Origin of the sequence: Agromyces sp. NPDC127015 (genome assembly GCF_042725165.1) — a bacterium.
Classification (GTDB): domain Bacteria; phylum Actinomycetota; class Actinomycetes; order Actinomycetales; family Microbacteriaceae; genus Agromyces; species Agromyces chromiiresistens.
On sequence record NZ_JBHXDI010000001.1, the window covers coordinates 190,112 to 208,062 of the forward strand.

The window sequence follows — 17,951 nt, forward strand, 5'->3', positions numbered from 1 at the left end:
TCGGTACTGCGCGGCGAACCGACTGAATCGGCTGGGCACGTTGACGTACCGCGGCGCGGGCAACCATGACCCGGCTTTGCTGCGCGAACATTTGGGCGACTTCTTCCGGAACCTCCGGGACGGGCTTGGCGGCAAGCCGCTGCCCTATGCATGGGTACCGGAATGGCACAAGACCGATCACGGGTTGCACGCGCATTTCGCGGTTGGGAAGTACATCAAGCGGCGTCTGATCGATGAGGCGTGGGGACGCGGGTACATCGGAATCAAGTTGATCGGCGACCTGCCGGTCGGCGCTGGGGCCCTGTCCGAGGCCCGCATCGCGGCGACATACCTATCGAAGTACGTCGCGAAGACGTTCGCGGATCCGGTCGCTCGGGATCTGGGCCTGCATCGGTATGACGTGGCGCAGGGATTCCAGCCGGAACGAATCCGGCTCACCGGAACCTCGGCGCAGGCCGTGGTCGATGAAGCCTCGGAGTTGATGGGCGGCGACCCATTCACCCGGTGGTCATCGTCGGAGAATCCGGAGTGGCAGGGCGCCCCCGCGATCTGGGCTCAGTGGGGTCGCTGATGCTCAACGTTGATCTCGAATCGGTGCGGGCATGGTTGATCGCGTCGTGCGCGGCGCAGGGGGTGCCAGTGCATGTGACCGATCCGGCGATCGTGTCCCGACTTGGGGTCCTGCTCGGGGCGTCCGGGGATCGCGGCATGCTGCCGCGGAGCGGCGGCGCCGCGACCCCGGAGCCCTCAGCTGGCCCAAGTGGGAACGATGCGGGACGGGTCCAGGGTTCGGGCGCCTGAAGTTCCCGGCAAGATCGTCGCGTGCTCCAACACAGCACGCACGATCGCGTGTTGACGGTCGAGGTTGAGGCTGTCCCATGACTCTTGCAACGCGGCTCCGTTGCCGACGAGCCCATCGAGGGCGTGGGTGCCGGTGATCTGGTCGAGCTGTCGTTGCGCCGCGATGACGCGTGCTTCCGCGGGCTTCCTCGCGGCGAGCAGTTCCGCGCGGGAGATCTCGCCCGCGCCGAACATTTCGGCCAGTTCCCCCAGCGTGGACTGCGCGGCGTTGAGTTCCGCGATCAATGCCACATGGCGCTCGTCGGCTGCTGCGCGACCGGCAAGGGTGTCGGCCATCTCGGGTGTGTCGAGTCTGAGCAGCACGGCGGCGGCGATCCATTCCTCGACGGGCGGGGCGACGACCGTGAGTCGGCCGCATCCGCCGTGGTCAGGGCCGGACATGCACACGTAGCGGCGGCGGTCCTGCCGTGCTGAACTGTACAGCCGGTTGCCGCACTTCCCACAGCGGAGCAGTCCGCTGAGAAGGTAGCGACGCGGTGCGCGCCGCCCGGTGCGCTGCTTCGAGCGCATGGTCGCGAGGATCTGGTCGTGCTGGTCGTGGGTGATGATCGCCGGCCACGCGGCAGGGCCGGCCGGCTCGCCGTGGTGGTCGCGGATGCCGGCGATCCGGCCGCCAACGAGGATCTGACGCAGCGTCGGTGTGCGCCATTCCTCGCCCCCGGCCATCGTCGGGATGCCCTGATCGTTCATCCAGGTCACGAGCGAGCGTAGTGATTCGCCTGCGAGGAATCGGGCGACGAGCTGCCGGATGACTTCGGCCTCGGGCTCGCGCACAGTGACCTTGTCGGGTTCGTACCCGAACGGCCGTTGCGCGCCGCCGTTGGGCTTGCCCTGTTCCACGTTTTGCTGGATCTTCCGCCGGATTCGAGCGGACTTCCGGGCTGACTCGTTCGCGGCGACGGCTGCGGTAATCCGTGCGACGAGCATCCCGTTGTCGTTGCCGAAGTCGATATCCGACGTGACGGTCGCCAATTGCTCGACCCCGGCGCGGTCGCACAGTTCGACGAACTGCTCCCACTCCATCGGACGACGAGTGAGCCGGTCCTGGTGGTACGCGATCACCGCGTCGATGTGTCCGGCCTCGATGTCGGCAAGCATTCGTGCGTACTCTGGTCGAGTCTTGCCCCGATACGCGGAGATGTCATTGTCGACGTACTCAGCGCCGACCTTCCAGCCGCGTTCGGCAGCAAGCCTGCGGCAGTCCTCGAGCTGCCGTGCCACGCCCAAGCCCTCGCCGGTCTGATCGCTCGAGATACGGGCGTAGATCGCTGCAGACTTCACCGTCTTCATAGAGGTCACATTAGTGACTTGTGAGTAACGGGATCATGCTCTGCTCTCACCATCACCACCGCCACCCGACCCCGCAACCCACCTCGCAACAGACGCCGCCTGACGTCGACACCCGCTCGGTACGGCCGGCACGCCTGCGGGCCGGTGCCGCCCCAGATCCGTTCATCGCGGTGCGGCTCCACGCGCGGCGCCCGCCACGAGGCATCCACTGCGCGTACGATCGCGGCATGGCCGCCGTCATCGGAACCGTCTTCGTCGCCCTCGCCGCCCTCCTGCACGGCTACATCTTCCTGATGGAGAGCGTGCTGTGGACGCGCCCGTCCACCTGGAAGCGGTTCGGCGTCGCCGACCAGGCGCAGGCCGACGCCACGCGCCCGATGGCGTACAACCAGGGCTTCTACAACCTGTTCCTCGGCATCGGCGCAGCCCTCGGGCTCGTGCTGTACTGGGCCGGCGCGATGCCCGTCGGCAAGACGCTCGTGCTGTTCACCACGGCGTGCATGTTCCTCGCGGCGGCCGTGCTCACGACGACGGGTCGCGGCTATCTGAAGCCGGCGCTGATGCAGGGCACGCTCCCGCTGATCGGCTTCGTGCTGTTCGCCTTCGCCTGAGGCGGAGCGCACCGCCGGAGCGAGGGACCGGTCAGCCCAGCAGCTCGCCGAGCACGACGAGGGCGACGGCCGTGAGCCCGCCGACGGCGACGAGGCACGCCCCCGCGAAGACGGCGATCGCCGCAGCGGCGCTGCGTCGCGTCCGGCGGCGCACCGACGGCAGCGGGCGGTCGGTCGCGCGAGTGGCCGGCGGTCCGTCGGCGAACCGCGGCGGCGCGGGCGGGGCGGATGCCTCGATTTCGCGCACCTCGTAGCGTTCGAGCGGGCCGGGGCCGGCACCGGGTTCGGCGGTGCGCAGCACGTCCTCGGCGACCGGGGCGGGGGCCGGGCGGCGTCGATCGCGACGGCGGGGCGTGTTCATGACCGGCTCGCCGTGCGTGAGGCGCTGCTTCACCTGGTCGCCGCGCTCGACCACCCGGGTGGCGTCGTCGGAGTCGGCCGGGCGCACGACGACCGTCGCATCGTCGGCGGCATCCGCCGCATCGGCCCCGGGAGCCGCGGCATCGGGATGGCCGCGCTCGACCACGATCGTCGCGTCGGGATCGCCGGCCGCCCTGATGACGACGGTGGCGTCCTCGTCGTGCCGGTCGGCGATCACGCCGTCGACGTTCAGGTCGGTGTCGTTCAGGTCGGTGTCGTCGCTCATGAGCGTCCCCGCACCGGAATCGTGGTCTCGTCGTCGACCTCGGGCCCCTCGGGCGGTGTCGGTCGCGGCAGCCCGGTCGTGGCGTCGCCCTGCTCGTCGATGCCGCCCGAGACGACGTCGACCACGACGACCGTGATGTTGTCGCGACCGCCGGCCTGCCGGGCGCGCTGCACGAGTGCGGCCGCGGCCGACTCGGGGCGGCCGCTCATGGTGAGCGTCGCCCGGATGCCCTCGTCGCTGACCTCGCCGGTCAGCCCGTCGCTGCAGATGAGCAGCCGTTCTCCGTTCACCACGGGCAGCAGCCAGCTGTCGGCGGTCGAGTCGGGTGCGCCGATCGCGCGCGTGATGACGTTGCGCCGTTCGAACGTCGCGAGGTCCTCGGGCTGCATTGCCCCGCTGTCGACGAGCTCCTGGCCGAGGGAGTGGTCGACGGTCAGCTGCTCGAGCACGGTGCCGTGATGGCGGTACACGCGCGAGTCGCCGACGTTGAACACGAGCCATGCGGGTTCGCCGTCGTCGTCGACGAGGGCGATGCCGGCGACCGTCGACCCGGCGCCGCGGGCCGTCGTCGCGGCGACGGCGGCGACCGCGTCGCTCGCCGTCGCGAGGGCCGAGCGCACGTCGGTGACGGTCGCGAGCTGCTGTCCGACGACGTGCTCGCGGAATGCCGCGACCACCGCGGCGCTCGCCCGGTCGCCCGCCTCGTACCCGCCCATGCCGTCGGCGACGACGTAGACGGGCCATTCGGCGAGGGCGGCGTCCTCGTTGGCGCGCCGGACGAGCCCGACGTCGGTCGCGGCGGCGGCGGAGAGGATCACGGCACGAGCGTCGGTCATCGGCCGCCCGCGGTCTCGTCGACGCGCTCGAGCCGGACGCCGAGCGTGCCGAGCACGAATCGGTCGCCCACGGGCGTCGGCACGCCCGCGTCGATGAGCTGGTCGACGCCCGAGCCGTCGGGCACCATCACGCCGTTGGTCGAATCGAGGTCGGTGATCGCCCACTGCTCGCCCTCGAGGCGGAGCACGGCGTGGGTCTTCGACAGCGTGCGGCTCGGGTCGGGCACGACGAGGCGCTGCTCGCCCGTGAGCGCTTCGCGCGGGTTCCGGCCGAGCACGACCACGACGGCGTCGAGCGAGAGCGGGTTCCCGTCGTCGAGCACGAGGCGCCACGGCACGGTCGGCCGCCGGGTGACGACGACCGTCCGGTCGAAGGGGTCGTCCTCGCCGTCGCCCGTGACGATCGTCTCCGCGTCGGCGGGGTCGTAACCGGCGATGGGCGTCGCGGCGGCTGCGGCGAGGCCGGGCGGCGGCGCGACCGGCAGCCCCGGCAGAGGAGACGGCACGGGCTGGGCCGCCGCGGGTGGGGCGGGGGCCGCAGCAGGGGTTGCCGGGGCCGCAGCAGGCGGTGCCGGGGCCGCAGCAGGCGGTGCCGGGGGCGTCGCGGCGGGCGAAACCGGCGTCGCCGCGGGCGGCGGCATCACCGGCGCCGGCGGCAGCGGCTCGATGCGTCCGGGAATGCGTGCCGGCTCGGCGGGCGCAGCGGCGGGTGCGGGGGGCGCGTCGCTCGGCGGGGCGAAGAGCGACGACAGCGCCGCGGCGCCTCCGGTCGCGCCGGTTCCGCCCGGCTCGGCGGAGGCCGGCGGCGGCACGGCCGGGCCGGCGACCGTCGCGGAGCCGGGCACGGCAGCTGCAGGCGGCGCGGCGTTGGCGGGTGCCGCCCACGAGGCCGGCGGCGCGGTCTGCACGGGCGCCGCGGGCTGGACGGGCGCCGCGGTGGGCGCCGGCGGAACGATCGGCGCCGGTCCGGCCTGCTGCTGCTGCGCCAGGAACCATCCGTCGGGAGCGGCCGGCGCAGCGACCGGGGTCGACGGCGCTGCCGCGGCCGGTGCGGGCGCGCCCGGAGCCGTGCCCGCGAGCGGTCCGGTCGGAGCGACGGGCGGGATCTCACCGGCCGGCGTGCTCCGCACCGGCATACGACCCTGCTCGGGGTCGGGCGACGGGCCGAACGCGAGCACGGTCGCCCACACCGGCGGCAGCAGCACGCCGAGCACCGTCGTGCCGATGCCCCGCCAGCTCTGCTGGCTGATGCGGTGGAGCGCGAACACCTTGAACACGATGCCCACGATCTGCGCGAGCGGCACGTAGAGCAGCAGTGCGAGCCACGGCTGCTGACCGCCGATCTTGAAGAGCTGCATCTCGTTGTACACCGGCACCCACGCCGACCATGCGGGCTGGCCGAAGCGCTTCAGCACCTTCGCGAACATCACCGCGTACCAGACGTACACGCCGACGGCGACGAGGAAGGAGATGCCGAGCATCATGAGCGAGAGCGCGGCGAGTTGCTGCGTGTCGGCGTTGGTCATCGTGCGGGCTCCTCGAGTGATGCGCGAGCAGGTCGGAACGGGTGGAAGAGTGAGGCGAGGGACAGCCTCGCGGAAAGTCGGCGTCGAGCGCGAGCAGCCGCGCGGAGCTCGCGCCGTTCGGTGTCGACGATCGCCCACGCCGCATCGGCGTCGGAGGCCGACGGCGGGTCGCCGGCGAACACCGCGCGGGCGACCAGCGAGGCGAGCGAGACGGCCGCAGGACGACCGGCCGCGCGGGCGGTGTCGGCGCGGACGGCGCGCTCGGAGTCGATCACGCCGTGGTCGATGTAGAGGTCGACGAGCTCGTCCCACGCGCCGACGATGCGCACCTCGGGTACCGGGTCGTTGCGACGCCGTCGCGTGCGCGCCCCCTTCACGACGAACAGCACGATCAGCGGGAGCACGAGGAACAGTGCGGCGGCGACGCCGAGGCCGACCCAGCGCAGCGTCGCGAACAGCGACGAGCCGAACACCGTGTCGTCCTTCGGCGGCGCCGCGGCGGCGTCGCTCGACTCGCTCTGCGCCGACGGCGGATCGACGGTCGCGGTGTCCGGCCGATCGGGCGTCGTCGGGTGCTGCGGCAGCTGCTCGCCCTCCTGGATCAGGCTCGGCGCGACCTCGAACTGCGGCGTCGCGTCGACGGGCACCCAGCCGTCGGTGCCGCTGCTCGACACCTCGGTCCACACCGTGAGCGCACCGCCCCTGCAGACGTCGGTGCAGGTCGCGACCCCCGGCACCTCATCGGCACCGGGCAGCCGGAACCCGAGCACGACCCGCGAGTCGTAGCCGAGGGCGCGGGCGATGAGCGCGGTCGCGACGGCGAACTGCTCGTCGTCGCCGATCCCGGCGACGAGGGCCGCGTCGGAGGCCTTCGGACCCGCCAGACGCTGCTGGTCGACGAGTTCGGTGAAGAGCGCCTCGATGCGCGCCTTCGAGTGACCCGAGTAGCTGGGCAGGAAGGAGTAGCCGCCGCCGAGCTGCCCGATCCAGCCCGCCGCGTCGGGACCGTCGACCGCCGAGTGGCTCAGGTAGCCGCGGGCGCGGAGGCGCTGCACGAGCTCGGTGAAGCCCGACGCGGAGTTCGGCTGGGCCTGCAGCTCGAGCCACGCCGACAGCGCCGGGTACTCCTCGAGGTCGAGCTGCGCGCTCGCACCGGGCTCGCCGAGCTGCGCCGCGACGGTGTCGGGCGCCGCGACGAGGTCGTACACGTCGCCCGGCGCGAGCCCTCGCGCGACGCTCGGAGGCGCGGCCGAGGCATCCGGGATCTTCGCGATGCTGATGGCGGTCGATCCGTCGGCCGACCGGTGGAAGCCGTCGTCGAGCGCCGACTGCCGCGCCCCGCCGAAGTCGGGCGCGGCACGCAGCCCGAGCGGGGCGGGCACCCAGATGCCCGCGTAGCCGTCGCCGACGGCGACCTCGAACGCGACGTCGCCGGGCGCACGCACCGCAGCACGCGGCAACCGGCTGAACCGCGACGCCGCGCCCTCGGTCGCGACGTGGAAGGTCTCGCCGTCGTAGTCCTCCAGGGTCGCCAGCCGCAGGCGCTGCACGCCCGTGGTGCTGCCGTCGAGTTCGAGCCACGTCTCGTCGATGCGGTCGGCGCCGAATGCGGCGCGGTAGCTCGCGAGCGGGGTGGCGGTCTGCCGCACGACGACCTCGGGCTCGACCCGGTCGCGGAGCGCCGTGCGGTCGGCGAGCGAGGCGGCCGCGGGCGTCGCGACGGCACCGGCGACGAGCGCCAGCACGACGAGCACGCCCGCGAGTCCGCGTCGGCGCCAGGCCGGCCAGCCCGACAGGCCCGCGCGCTGCACGGTGCCCGCGGTCGCCCGGCGCAGTGCGACCGCCCGGATCGAGCGCGACCGCAGCAGCAGCCAGACCAGCGCGGCGGCGAGTCCCCCGATGCCGACGAGCAGCTCACGGGGGGCGGGCACCGACACGGGCCCGATCACGAAGGGGTCGCTGAGCGTCGACGACCCGAAGGCGAGGCCGAAGCCCGACATCGCGAGTCCGACGATCACGGCGAGCGGCGAGGTGCGACGGTCGGGCACGACCAGGAGCGTCGCGACGAGCGTGCCGACGAGCATCACGACCAGGAACGGCACGAGCACCGCCTGGTACTCGCCGAGGGGCAGCGAGAGGGTGAGCAGCTGCTTCCAGCCGACGACGACGCCGACGAAGCCGTCGCGGATGCCTCGCAGCCAGCTGGGCGCATCGGCCATCGCCGACGGGATCGCGACCGGCACGACGACGATCGCGTACGCCGCGGCGGTCGCGAGCACGACGACGATCGCCTTGACGACGCCGTGCAGCGGCAGGGCGCGGGCGAGGGCGGCGAGCCCGAGTCCCGCGAGGATGGCGACGACGGCGACGACGAGCATGCGCACCGAGGCGTAGACCGGCCAGGCGGCGACGGTCGCGAGCAGGCCGGCGACGACGACGTAGCCGATGCCGAGCGCGGTTCGCGTCGACTCGCGGTCGCGTGCACGTGACGCCGCCCGGGCGCCGGCCGGCGCCGCGGCGGAGACCGCGGAGGTGGCAGCAGTGCGGGGGCCGTTCGCGTCGGTCATCGCACCGCTCCCCTCGCGAGCAGCTGCGGAAGGTCGCCGAGCTCGCCGAGCGTGAGCACCGTGAGCTCCCTCGAGCGGCGCGCACCGGGCTCGGCGCCCGGCTCGCAGCGCACCGCGACGACCGTGATGCCCGGCGGCAGGGTGATCGCGGCCCGACGCAGCCGCTGCAGCGGCACCTGCGAGCCGGTCACGAGGAACGCGATCGAGAGGTCGCCGAACGACTGGGCGACGAGGGCCGCGACCGATTCGAGGCGGATGACGCGTGCACCCGTTCCGGCGGCGGAGCCGCCCTCGAGGCCCGACATGCCGTCGAGCAGCACGCGGGACGTGACGGTCGGCAGTGACCGCATCGACTGCACGGCGCCGCGGTCGGCGGTGTCGAGCCAGGCGCTCACGCCGACGAGCACGTCGCGACCCTCGTGCACGCCCTGCACGCCGAGCGAGGCGGCGGCGCTGACGGCGGTCTCGAACTCGTCGTCGCTCGAGTAGCCGTCGAGGTCGAGGTCGAGCAGCACGGCGATGCGGGCGTGGCGCGACTCCTCGTACTGGCGCACCATGAGCTTGCCGGTGCGGGCCGTGGACTTCCAGTGCACGTGCCGCTGCGAGTCGCCGACCACGTACTCGCGCACCGCATGGAACGACAGGTCGGCGTCGACGAGCTGGTTCGACGGGGCGCCCTCGAGGTCGCGGATGAGGCCCGCGCTCGACGGCGGCAGCGCCACCGTGACCGGGTGCACGTGCACGCGCTGCACCTCGGGCCAGCTCATCTCGCGTCGCAGCACCCGCAACGGGTCGCCGCGCGAGACCGTCATCGGGCCGACGTCGATGATGCCCCGGCGCTGCGCCGCGATCACGAGCTCTTCGCGGTGATGCCCGCCGCCGCGCAGCAGCGGGATGTGCGCCTCGACGAGGCCCTTGCCGACCGGGATGTCGACGACGCCCGGCAGCGACGGCCGCGACCCGCTGTTGACGAGGTCGAGGGTGCCGCGGATCTCGGAGCCGGCGACCACCCGGTCGCGGTCGAGCTCGAGCTTCACCCGGTAGTCGTGCGCCCCGAGCAGGAACGGCACGCACACGACGAGGAGCGTCGCCGCCATCACCGCGACCACCCAGGCCTCGAACCACCCGAACACGGCACCGCAGGCGATGCCGGCGACGACGAGCCCCGCGAGCAGCATCCCCGCCGGTGAGACCGTCTCCCGCACCCACTCGACGGCGCGCAGGACCGCGCCGCCCGCCCACCGCGCGCCGCGGCGCAGTCGCGCCGCGCCCTCGGCCACGGGGCCGCGGCGCGTGCGCGAGAGCCTCGTGACCGTCGCGCCACGCGTCGAGGTGAGCGTGTCGGCGGTCGCGGGCTTGTGGAGGAGATCGGTCGGTTCGGTCACGCCACGCCGTTCTCCCGGGGCGCCGGCACGTCGAGCAGGATCTGGTTGACCACGGCGATCGCGGTCACCCCGTCGAACTCGGCCTCGGGCTCGAGCACGAGGCGGTGCGCGAGCGCGGCGACGGCGAGCTCGCGCACGTCGTCGGGGGTCGCATACGTGCGGCCCGCGGCCGCGGCCCAGGTCATCGCGAGGCGCGACAGCGCGATGGCACCGCGCACGCTCACACCGAGGCGCACCTCGCTGGCGCGGCGGGTCGCGTCGACGATGCGCATGATGTAGTCGGAGACGAGCGGGTTCACGTAGACCCCGCGGCTCAGCTCGGTCATCGCGACGACCGTGTCGGTGCCGACGATGCCCTCGAGGCGCGGCTTCGGTGCGCCGACCGCCTGCAGGATGCGCATGGTCGAGGCCTCGTCGGGGTAGCCGATCGAGGTCTTCACGGTGAAGCGGTCGAGCTGCGCCTCGGGCAGGCGGTAGGTGCCGCCCTGCTCGATCGGGTTCTGCGTCGCGATCACCATGAACGGATTGCCGACCGGGCGGGTGACGCCGTCGATCGTGACGTTGCCCTCCTCCATGACCTCGAGCAGCGCCGACTGCGTCTTGGGGCTCGCGCGGTTGATCTCGTCGGCGAGGACGATGTTCGCGAACACCGGGCCGGCGTGGAACTCGAACTGCCCGGCCTTCTGGTCGTAGACCGTGATGCCGGTGACGTCGCCGGGCAGGAGGTCGGGCGTGAACTGGATGCGCGAGCTGGTGCCGTGGATGGTCTGGCCGATCGCGCGGGCGAGCGCGGTCTTGCCGGTGCCGGGGGCGTCCTCGAGCAGCACGTGGCCGCCCGAGATCGCCGTCGCGAGCACGAGCTCGACGACGTGGCGCTTGCCGAGCACGGCCTGCTCGACGTTGTCGGCGATGAGCGAGAACGTCTCGGCGAACCAGGCGGATTGCTCCGGGGCGATCGTCACGGTGGTGTTCCTCTCGAAGGGCGGTCGGGGATGTCTCGGGGCTGGTGCTGCGACGTCAGGGCGCCGGCGCCTCGGGCGTCGGTGTCGGCGTCGGCGTCGGCGTCGGTTCGGGCTGCGGGCACAGCTCGCCCGTGCGCGGGATCGGATCGAGCGCGATGAACGCGCCGGTGAACACGAGGTCGTACGCGACCGCGAGCGGCGCGTTCGTCGGGTCGGTCTGGCGCCAGTTGCGGATCTCGTACGAGCCGCGCGCCGCATCGGAGACGGTGACGCCGATCTCGTCCTGGCTGGGGATGCAACCGGTCGCGAAGTCGACCGTGACCTCGGTCGGCGCGGTCTTCGCGACGATGGCGACGTCGCCGGAGCACTTCGTGTCGAACCACGACCGCTTGCAGGTCCTCACCTTGACGTCGCCGGGCGTGCCCCACGTCTCGAGCACGAAGTCCTCGCGCCACTCGCCGTACATGTAGAAGTACGGGGTGAACCCGTTGTCGGCCTCGACGACGGGCGCCTGCTCGAGCCGGTACTCGAAGTGATCGCCGCCGCCGGCGGGCGCCGTCGCGACCGTGTAGGTCAGCGTGCCGCTCGGCGGGTCGACGTCGTGGATCGTGTCGGCGCGCACCGTCTCGGTCTCGACGACGCCGTACCCGTTCGAGGCGCAGGCCTTGATGTAGTAGCGCTGGCTGTCCTGCAGCCCGGCGATCGTCGACGAGCTCGAGACGACCTCTGCGCCCGAGGTCTGGAGCCCCCCGTCGCCGTCGGCCCAGCACCGCGCGTCGCCCCGCTGCCATGCGAGGTACACGAGCTCCGACGCACGAGCGCTGTGGTTGGCGTCGAGGCCGACGCCCGTCACGAGGATCGAGGTGTTCGACGCCGCGGCCGCCGCGATGCCGTTCGGGTTCAGGACGGGCGACCCGGCCGCCGTGATCGGCACGACGGCGTTGCCGCCCTCGTTGCCGCCGCGGCCCGTCGGGGGCTCGTAGATGCTGATCGGCACGAGCGTGAGCATCTGCGGGCCGGGCACGAGCGTGAGCTCGGTCGTCGTGGTCGCAGCACGGCGGTCGATGACCTGGCCGGTCTCCTGCACCCGGAACGAGCGTGCATCGCGCTCCGCCGAGATGCGCAGCTCGACGACGCCCGTGTTCGGACCGGTCGTGCCCTCTCGGTAGACCGGCGACGCGGAGGCCGCGGAGATGACGGGGGCCTTGTAGCTCCACGTCTCGACGGGGCTCGTCGCGGTCGAGACGCCGACGCTGTTGACTGCGCGCGCCGCGAACCGGTGCCGTTCACCGGGTGTCAGCCCGCCGACCGTGCACCACCACACCCCGGGGGCGCCCGGCTTGCAGTCGGCGCGCACGGCGCGCTCGCCCTCGAGGATCTCGACGCCGGTGACCTCGGGGTGGGCGCGCAGCGCCTCGCCGAGCGAGACCTCGAGCGTCACCGAGTTCGCCGTGTAGTCGGCGGTCGACACCGACGCGGGCGCCTGCGGCAGACCGAGCAGGTCGACCGTCAGCCGGCCGTCGCCCGAACGGCCCTGCGCGTCGGTCACCGAGAACGGCACGACGCACTCGCCGCCGAACGCGTTCTTGCCGGTCGGCCAGGTGACGGTGACCGAGCGGTCGTCGACGGCCCGGATGCTCGCGACCTGGCAGCTGTTCGCGCCCGACCCGAGGCCGGCGAGCTTGAGGCCCGCGCCCGTCTTGCCCGAGAACGGGTCGTACTCGCCCGGCACGCCGACGACCGCGATCGTGCACGAGGCGCCCTCGCCGACGGAGCACTGCTGCGTGAAGACGGCGCCGCGCGGAGTGTCGGGCGGCGCCTGGCCGACGACGAGCGTGATGGCCGAGGTGAGCCCCCCGAACGCGCTCACGCTGACGGTCGCGGTCTCGCGGGTGCCCGGGCGGGCATCCGCGTGCGCCTCGAAGGTGACGCCGTCGCCCTTCTGCTCGACGGTGAACGCGCTGCCCGAGTACGAGATCGAGTAGTCGAGCTTCGCGCGGTCGCCCTCGCGGCCGCCCTCCCACGTCGTCATCTCGTCGTAGAGGGCGACGCTCTCGGAGGCACCCGGCGCCACCGTGCGGCTCACGGCCGAGAGGATGGCCTGCGGGTCGCGCGGCACGATCGCGATCGGGACGCCCACCCACGACCAGCTCTTCTGGCCGTCGAGGCGCACGGGCACGAGGCAGTGGTCGCTCCACGGTGCGTCGCGCCCGGCCGCGTACTCGGCACCGCCGCCCGCGACCGGGCGGCAGGTCGCGTTCGCGCGCTGGACCGTGTACCCGTCGGTGCCGACCTCGGCCGAGTCTCCGGGCGCGAGGTCGAGCAGTTCGCGCACGTCGAACGAGACCTTCGCGTCCTCCTTCACCTCGAGGTCGTCGAGGTCCCCTCGCAGTTGCACGCGGAGGTCGTCGGTCGCGGGCACGACGAGGAAGCCGAACGCCTCGGCGTCGCGCCCGGCGCGGTCGGCGCCGTGCACGCGGAACGGCACGAGCGCGCCCCCGTCGGGCAGCGGCCCGATTATGCGGTGCCCCTCGACCCGGAACCCGGAGGGCGCCTTGCCCCACAGCTCGAGCTCGAGGGCGGCGAGGTCGCCCGAGGCCCAGGTGACATGGCCGGCGATCACGTCGAGGCCCTTCTCGGGCAGGTCGGCGCGCGAACGCGCCGTGACGACCGTGTCGGCGACCACGGGTGCGTCGGGCGACTCGCCCTCGGTGACCTTGACCACGATGAGTCCCTCGGCCGTGCTCGAGGTGCGCTCCGATCGCACGGTGTAGCGATACGAGTTGGAACCGGCGACGTCGCCGGGGTGCAGCACGACGCGACCGGCGGCGGGATCGGTCGACGGGTCGATGAGCGCGGCGAGCCGGTCGTGCTCGGGGCTGCCCTCGGGCGCGTTCGGCACCACCTTGACGAGCTCGAGCTCGCCCTGGGCGGGGTCGAGGTCGTTGCCGGCGGGCTCGACCGTGACGGGCGACGCGGCCGACTGCTGCACGCGCACGTAGTCGCTGAACGTCACGGGTGCGGCGTCGGTCACGGCGGCGGTGAGCACGCCGACTCGCACGCGCCCCTCGCCCTCGGAGCCCGAGGCGTCGCGCACGGTGTACTCGAACGACGGCTGGCCGTCTCCGGTGCCGTTCTCGGGCGCGGTGTAGACGATCGCGTCGCCCTCCGCCGAGATGGTCGCGATGCCGAGGCCCGCCTTGGGCTGGGCGACGCCGACGAGCACGGTGCGGTCGCCGTCGGGGTCCATCCCGGTCGAGGGCACGGGGATGCGCACGCTCTGGCCGCTCAGCACGCGGGCGACGAGCGGGTGCGGCTCGGGCGCGCGGTTGGCTCCGTCGGGCAGCACCGTCACCGTGACGGTCGAGTGGTCGAGGCGCTCGGGCGCCTGCGCGAGCCCGACCGCGTAGCCGAGCTCGTAGGTGCCGGGCGTCTTGGGCGCGAGGTAGCGCACCTCGTCGCCCGAGGCGAAGGCGAGCTCGCCGTCGGCGCCCGAACTCGACACCTCGGGGTGCACGACGAGCGCCTCGGCGCGCGGGCTCACGTCGTTGTCGGTCACGGGGATCGAGATGAGCTCGCCGACGCGCATCGTGACCGTGTCGGGCATCGCGATGGGGCTGATTCCCGCCGAGGGCGCGACGAGGAACACGCTGAGGTCGCCGGTCGCCGTCGCACCGGCACCGTCGGCGACCGTCACCTTCGCCCGGCCGACGAGGCCCGGCTCGCCGTTGCGGGTCACGCCCGTCACCCGCACCTGCGACTGGGCGACGACGCCGACGCCGAGCTCGGGGCTGCCCGACACCGCGCCGGTGACGACGAGCACGCGACCGCTCGTGTTCTGCGCCGCGCCGAGCACGTCGACCATCGTGTCCTCGCCCGCACGCACGAACGCCGTCATCGGGGCGAGTGCGACGGGCGCACCGGGAGCTGCGACCGTGACGCGGATCGTCGCGGTCTGCTCGGCGCGGGTCACCAGGTCCTGCACGGTGAACGTCGCGAGGTAGGCGCCCGGCTTCTCGGCCGAGAGCTCGACCTCGCCGGCGGCGGCGTTCGGCACGACGACGAGCCCGGCGCCCGCGGCCGCGGCCGTGGGAACGGCGTCGAGCAGTCGCAACGAGCCGGAGCCGCCGCTCACGTGCTCGGCGATGTCGACGATCGCCGTCTCGCCGGCACCCGCGGTCACCGCGACCGGCGCGACCTCGAGCGAGGCGCTCGTGGTGACGCGCACGTCGAGCGTGGCCTCGGTCGCCGCGCCGTTCACGTCGGCGACGGTGAGTCGCACCTGCACCTTCTCGGCGGCGGCGTTCGGGTCGGTGTGGCGGATCGCGACGCGACCGTCGGCCATCGGCACGACCGTCACCGGTGCGCTCGCGTCGACGGGCTGGGCGTCGGCGAGCACGAACGCGTCGCCCTCTGGGTCGACCCAGCCGGGCAGCACCGACACGAGCGCCGTGCCGCCGGGCATGAGCTGCGGCTCGGGCCAGGTCTGCAGGCAGTCGTCGACGCCGCACCAGACCGGTGCGGAGTTCACGTCGGAGGGCACCACGGTGAGCGTGACCGTCACGGGCGCCGAGCTCGCCGACCCGTCGGTCACCGCGTAGGTGAACGTCGTCGACCCCGACTCGGCGCGCACCCGCACGGTCGGCGTCTGGTCGTTCGAGGTGAGCGCGAGCTCGCCGAAGGCGGGGTCGGCGAAGCCGCCCGTGATCGACGCGGGGTCGACCGTGAGCACGTCCTTCGCGTTGGGGTCGTGGTCGTTGTAGAGCACGGGGAGCTCGACCTGCTGGCCCGACCGCACGCCGAAGCTGTCGGCCACGGCGACCGGCGGCTCCTGGCGGGCGAGGTCCTCGACCTCCTCCGTGCCGACCCGGTCCTCGATCTCGTCGTCGAGCTCCCATTGCTCGAGCGGCACCACGCGGCCGTCGGGCACCGTCCAGACGATGCCCGACGAGGTCTCGTTGAGCACGGCTCGGTCGCCGTTGCCGCGAAGCACGGGGGTGAGCGACTGCGGTCCCTCGCCGGCGGCCTCGCCCTCGGGCACCTCGAGCGGCACCGTCTCGCCGCCGCTCGACGTCCACACGGCCCCGCCGTCGGTCGAGAGCCAGGCCGCCACGAGCTCGTCGCCCACGAGGATCGGCTGGGCGGGCGCCCCGCTCGCCTCGACCACGCGATCGGCGTCGCCGCCGTCGAGCGGCAGCTCGACGAGGCCGGCCGAGTCGGCGACGTGCACGGATGCCTCGGGGCCGGAGCCCTGCTGCAGGCGCGCGTCGGGCGCCACGTCGAGGGCGACCGGCGCGTCGCGCCCCGACAGCCAGACACGTCCGTCGGCGGGGTCGAGCATGACCCAGCGTTCGCCGAGCACGGTCAGCTCGAGGGACGCGTCGGCCGCGGGCGGCTCGGGCACCCCCATCTCGCCGCCGGTGAACTCGCCCGTCGACGCGTCGTAGAGCCGAACGGCCTCCTCGCGGGCCGAGTACATCGCGATCAGTCCCGCCGACGACACGCCGACGGCGGTCGCGGCGTACGTCTCGTCGCCCTCGCCGTCGCCTCCGTCGTCGCTGCGAGCCTCGGCGTAGGGGTCGACCGGGAAGGCGTCGTCGCCGTCGATGCGCCCCGCGTGCACGGTACCGGTGTCGGTACGGTAGGCGACCCAGTCGCCCGCCGTGACGACGTCGCGCGTTCCGGTCGGCGTGGGCACCGAACCGCCGCCGTCCTCAGCGACGAGGTCGACGGGTTCGGCGGGGTCGATCGCCCAGCGCTGCCGCAGGCCCTGGCTGTAGATCGCGGCCGTCGAGCCCGACTGCACGACGGTGCTCGGGTCGTCGACGTCGCGTACGAGGTCGATCTCGGCGAGGTCGGTGTTGACGCGCGCGTACTGGCCGGCGTCGCGCGTCACCCAGATCGAGGTCTCGAGCTGGGGCACCTCCTGCGCCTCGTAGCCGTTCGCCGTGACCGCGAGCGTGACGACGGTCGCGACCGCGGCGATCCCCGCGATCGAGGCGATGATCGCGCCCCGGCGGCCCGCCATCAGATCGCCCCCGACAGGACGAGCCCGGCCGCGGCCAGCCCGATGACGACGACGGCCGAACCGACGCCGATGAGCAGGGGCTTCCACACGCCGCCGCGCGCCCTGGCGGGTGCGAGGCCGCCGTCGTCGACGCGCGGTCCTGAAGGGCGCGCCGCGGCGACGGCGGCCGCCCGGCCCGCCCGACGAGAGTCGGGGTTCACGGTGGTGACGACGGGGCCGCGCTCCGAGGCATCCGCGAAATCGAGCGGCGCCGCAGCCGCCCACTCGGGCGACGCGACCTCGAGGCTCGTGGGCGCGACGCCCAACTCGTACTGGGCCCAGCGCAGCGCCTCGCCGAACTCGGCCATCGTGCCGTAGCGACGAGCCGGGTCGCGCTGCATCGCCGTCGAGAGCACGGTGTCGATGCGGGCCGGCACCCCGCGCGGGGCGAGCGGCGTGAACTTCGCGCCGAGCACGCGGCGCGAGAGCTGATCGACGGTGTTGCGGCTGCGATCGGGCAGCTCGAACGGGCTGTGGCCGGCGAGCAGCGTGTAGAGCGTGGCGCCGAGGCTCCAGATCTCGGTCGCGACGGTGCCGGTGGTGCGTTCGCCGAGCACCTCGGGGGCGCTCCACGGGATCGACATCGCGAACGTGTCGCCCGTGCCGTCGTCGCTGATCGCGCCCGCGATGCCGAAGTCGGCGAGCACCGGGGCGCCCAGCGAGTTGACGAGCAGGTTCGAGGGCTTGATGTCGCGGTGCAGCAGGCCCGAGCGGTGCGCGGTCTCGAGGGCGCCGGCCATGCGCACGCCGATGTCGAGCACCTCGCCGACGGGCATCGGGCCGCGCTTCGAGCGGGCGCCGAGCGATTCGGGGCAGTACTCCATGACGAAGTACGGGCGGCCGTCGGCCGAGATCGAGGCCTGGTAGATCGTGACGATCGAGGGGTGGGCGCTCAGCCGGGCCATCGCGTCGGCCTCGACCGTGAACGAGCGGCGGGCGTCGGGGTCGACGACGTCGACGAGCAGCACCTTGACGGCGGTGACGCGGCGGGGCAGGTCCTGCTCGTAGAGGAACACGTCGGCGAAGCCCCCGGTGCCGAGGGGTCGCACGTAGCTGTACCCGGAGAGCACGGGTGGTGCCGAGGGCAGGCGTTTCGCCACGAGCTGCGCCCCTCCTGCCAGCTGTTCGGGTCACCGGCGGGGCCGGTCGGGTTCGGGTGACGGACGCCTCGCCGAGACCGCCGACGGCGACGAACATCCC

General features: G+C 73.4%; 11 protein-coding genes. 2 read left to right on the forward strand and 9 right to left on the reverse strand.

The genetic code is table 11. The features are described 5' to 3' along the window. The first annotated feature begins 40 nt into the window (after positions 1–40). A complete protein-coding gene (locus tag ACFWGP_RS00815; protein WP_376929920.1) occupies positions 41–571 on the forward strand; it encodes a hypothetical protein in 531 nt (176 codons plus the stop codon). A gap of 176 nt (positions 572–747) precedes the next feature. Here ACFWGP_RS00815 and ACFWGP_RS00820 read toward each other — a convergent pair whose 3' ends face one another. Further along, a complete protein-coding gene (locus tag ACFWGP_RS00820; RefSeq protein ID WP_376929921.1) occupies positions 748–2,151 on the reverse strand; it encodes a recombinase family protein in 1,404 nt (467 codons plus the stop codon). 227 nt (positions 2,152–2,378) lie between these two features. Here ACFWGP_RS00820 and ACFWGP_RS00825 point away from each other — a divergent pair, with 227 nt between their 5' ends. Next, positions 2,379–2,762, forward strand: a complete 384-nt coding sequence (locus ACFWGP_RS00825) for a DUF1304 domain-containing protein (RefSeq protein WP_231429076.1) — start codon at positions 2,379–2,381, stop codon at positions 2,760–2,762. A 31-nt stretch (positions 2,763–2,793) separates the two neighbouring features. Here ACFWGP_RS00825 and ACFWGP_RS00830 read toward each other — a convergent pair whose 3' ends face one another. Genes ACFWGP_RS00830 through ACFWGP_RS00865 form a run of 8 tightly spaced genes read right to left on the reverse strand, consistent with a single transcriptional unit; the run spans position 2,794 to position 17,851 of the window. Then, positions 2,794–3,408, reverse strand: a complete 615-nt coding sequence (locus ACFWGP_RS00830; RefSeq protein WP_231429077.1) for a hypothetical protein — start codon at positions 3,406–3,408, stop codon at positions 2,794–2,796. Then, positions 3,405–4,226: a PP2C family serine/threonine-protein phosphatase gene (locus tag ACFWGP_RS00835; protein ID WP_231429078.1), complete on the reverse strand. Its 822-nt coding sequence runs from the start codon at positions 4,224–4,226 to the stop codon at positions 3,405–3,407. Before ACFWGP_RS00835 ends, ACFWGP_RS00830 begins: the two co-directional genes overlap by 4 nt. A 14-nt stretch (positions 4,227–4,240) precedes the next feature. After that, a complete protein-coding gene (locus tag ACFWGP_RS00840) occupies positions 4,241–5,770 on the reverse strand; it encodes a DUF5684 domain-containing protein (protein ID WP_231429079.1) in 1,530 nt (509 codons plus the stop codon). Continuing rightward, positions 5,767–8,337 (reverse strand): transglutaminase-like domain-containing protein, encoded by a 2,571-nt coding sequence (locus ACFWGP_RS00845; protein ID WP_231429080.1) that lies wholly within the window; start codon positions 8,335–8,337, stop codon positions 5,767–5,769. The genes ACFWGP_RS00840 and ACFWGP_RS00845 overlap by 4 nt, the downstream gene beginning before the upstream one ends. Next, positions 8,334–9,722 carry a DUF58 domain-containing protein gene (locus ACFWGP_RS00850; protein WP_376929922.1) on the reverse strand — a complete coding sequence of 463 codons (1,389 nt, stop codon included), beginning with the start codon at positions 9,720–9,722 and terminating at the stop codon, positions 8,334–8,336. Before ACFWGP_RS00850 ends, ACFWGP_RS00845 begins: the two co-directional genes overlap by 4 nt. Continuing rightward, a complete protein-coding gene (locus ACFWGP_RS00855) occupies positions 9,719–10,684 on the reverse strand; it encodes a MoxR family ATPase (protein ID WP_231429082.1) in 966 nt (321 codons plus the stop codon). The genes ACFWGP_RS00850 and ACFWGP_RS00855 overlap by 4 nt, the downstream gene beginning before the upstream one ends. A gap of 55 nt (positions 10,685–10,739) precedes the next feature. After that, positions 10,740–16,712 (reverse strand): Ig-like domain-containing protein, encoded by a 5,973-nt coding sequence (locus ACFWGP_RS00860; protein ID WP_376929923.1) that lies wholly within the window; start codon positions 16,710–16,712, stop codon positions 10,740–10,742. Next, positions 16,712–17,851: a serine/threonine-protein kinase gene (locus ACFWGP_RS00865; RefSeq protein WP_231429084.1), complete on the reverse strand. Its 1,140-nt coding sequence runs from the start codon at positions 17,849–17,851 to the stop codon at positions 16,712–16,714. The genes ACFWGP_RS00860 and ACFWGP_RS00865 overlap by 1 nt, the downstream gene beginning before the upstream one ends. Between the last annotated feature and the right edge of the window lie 100 nt (positions 17,852–17,951).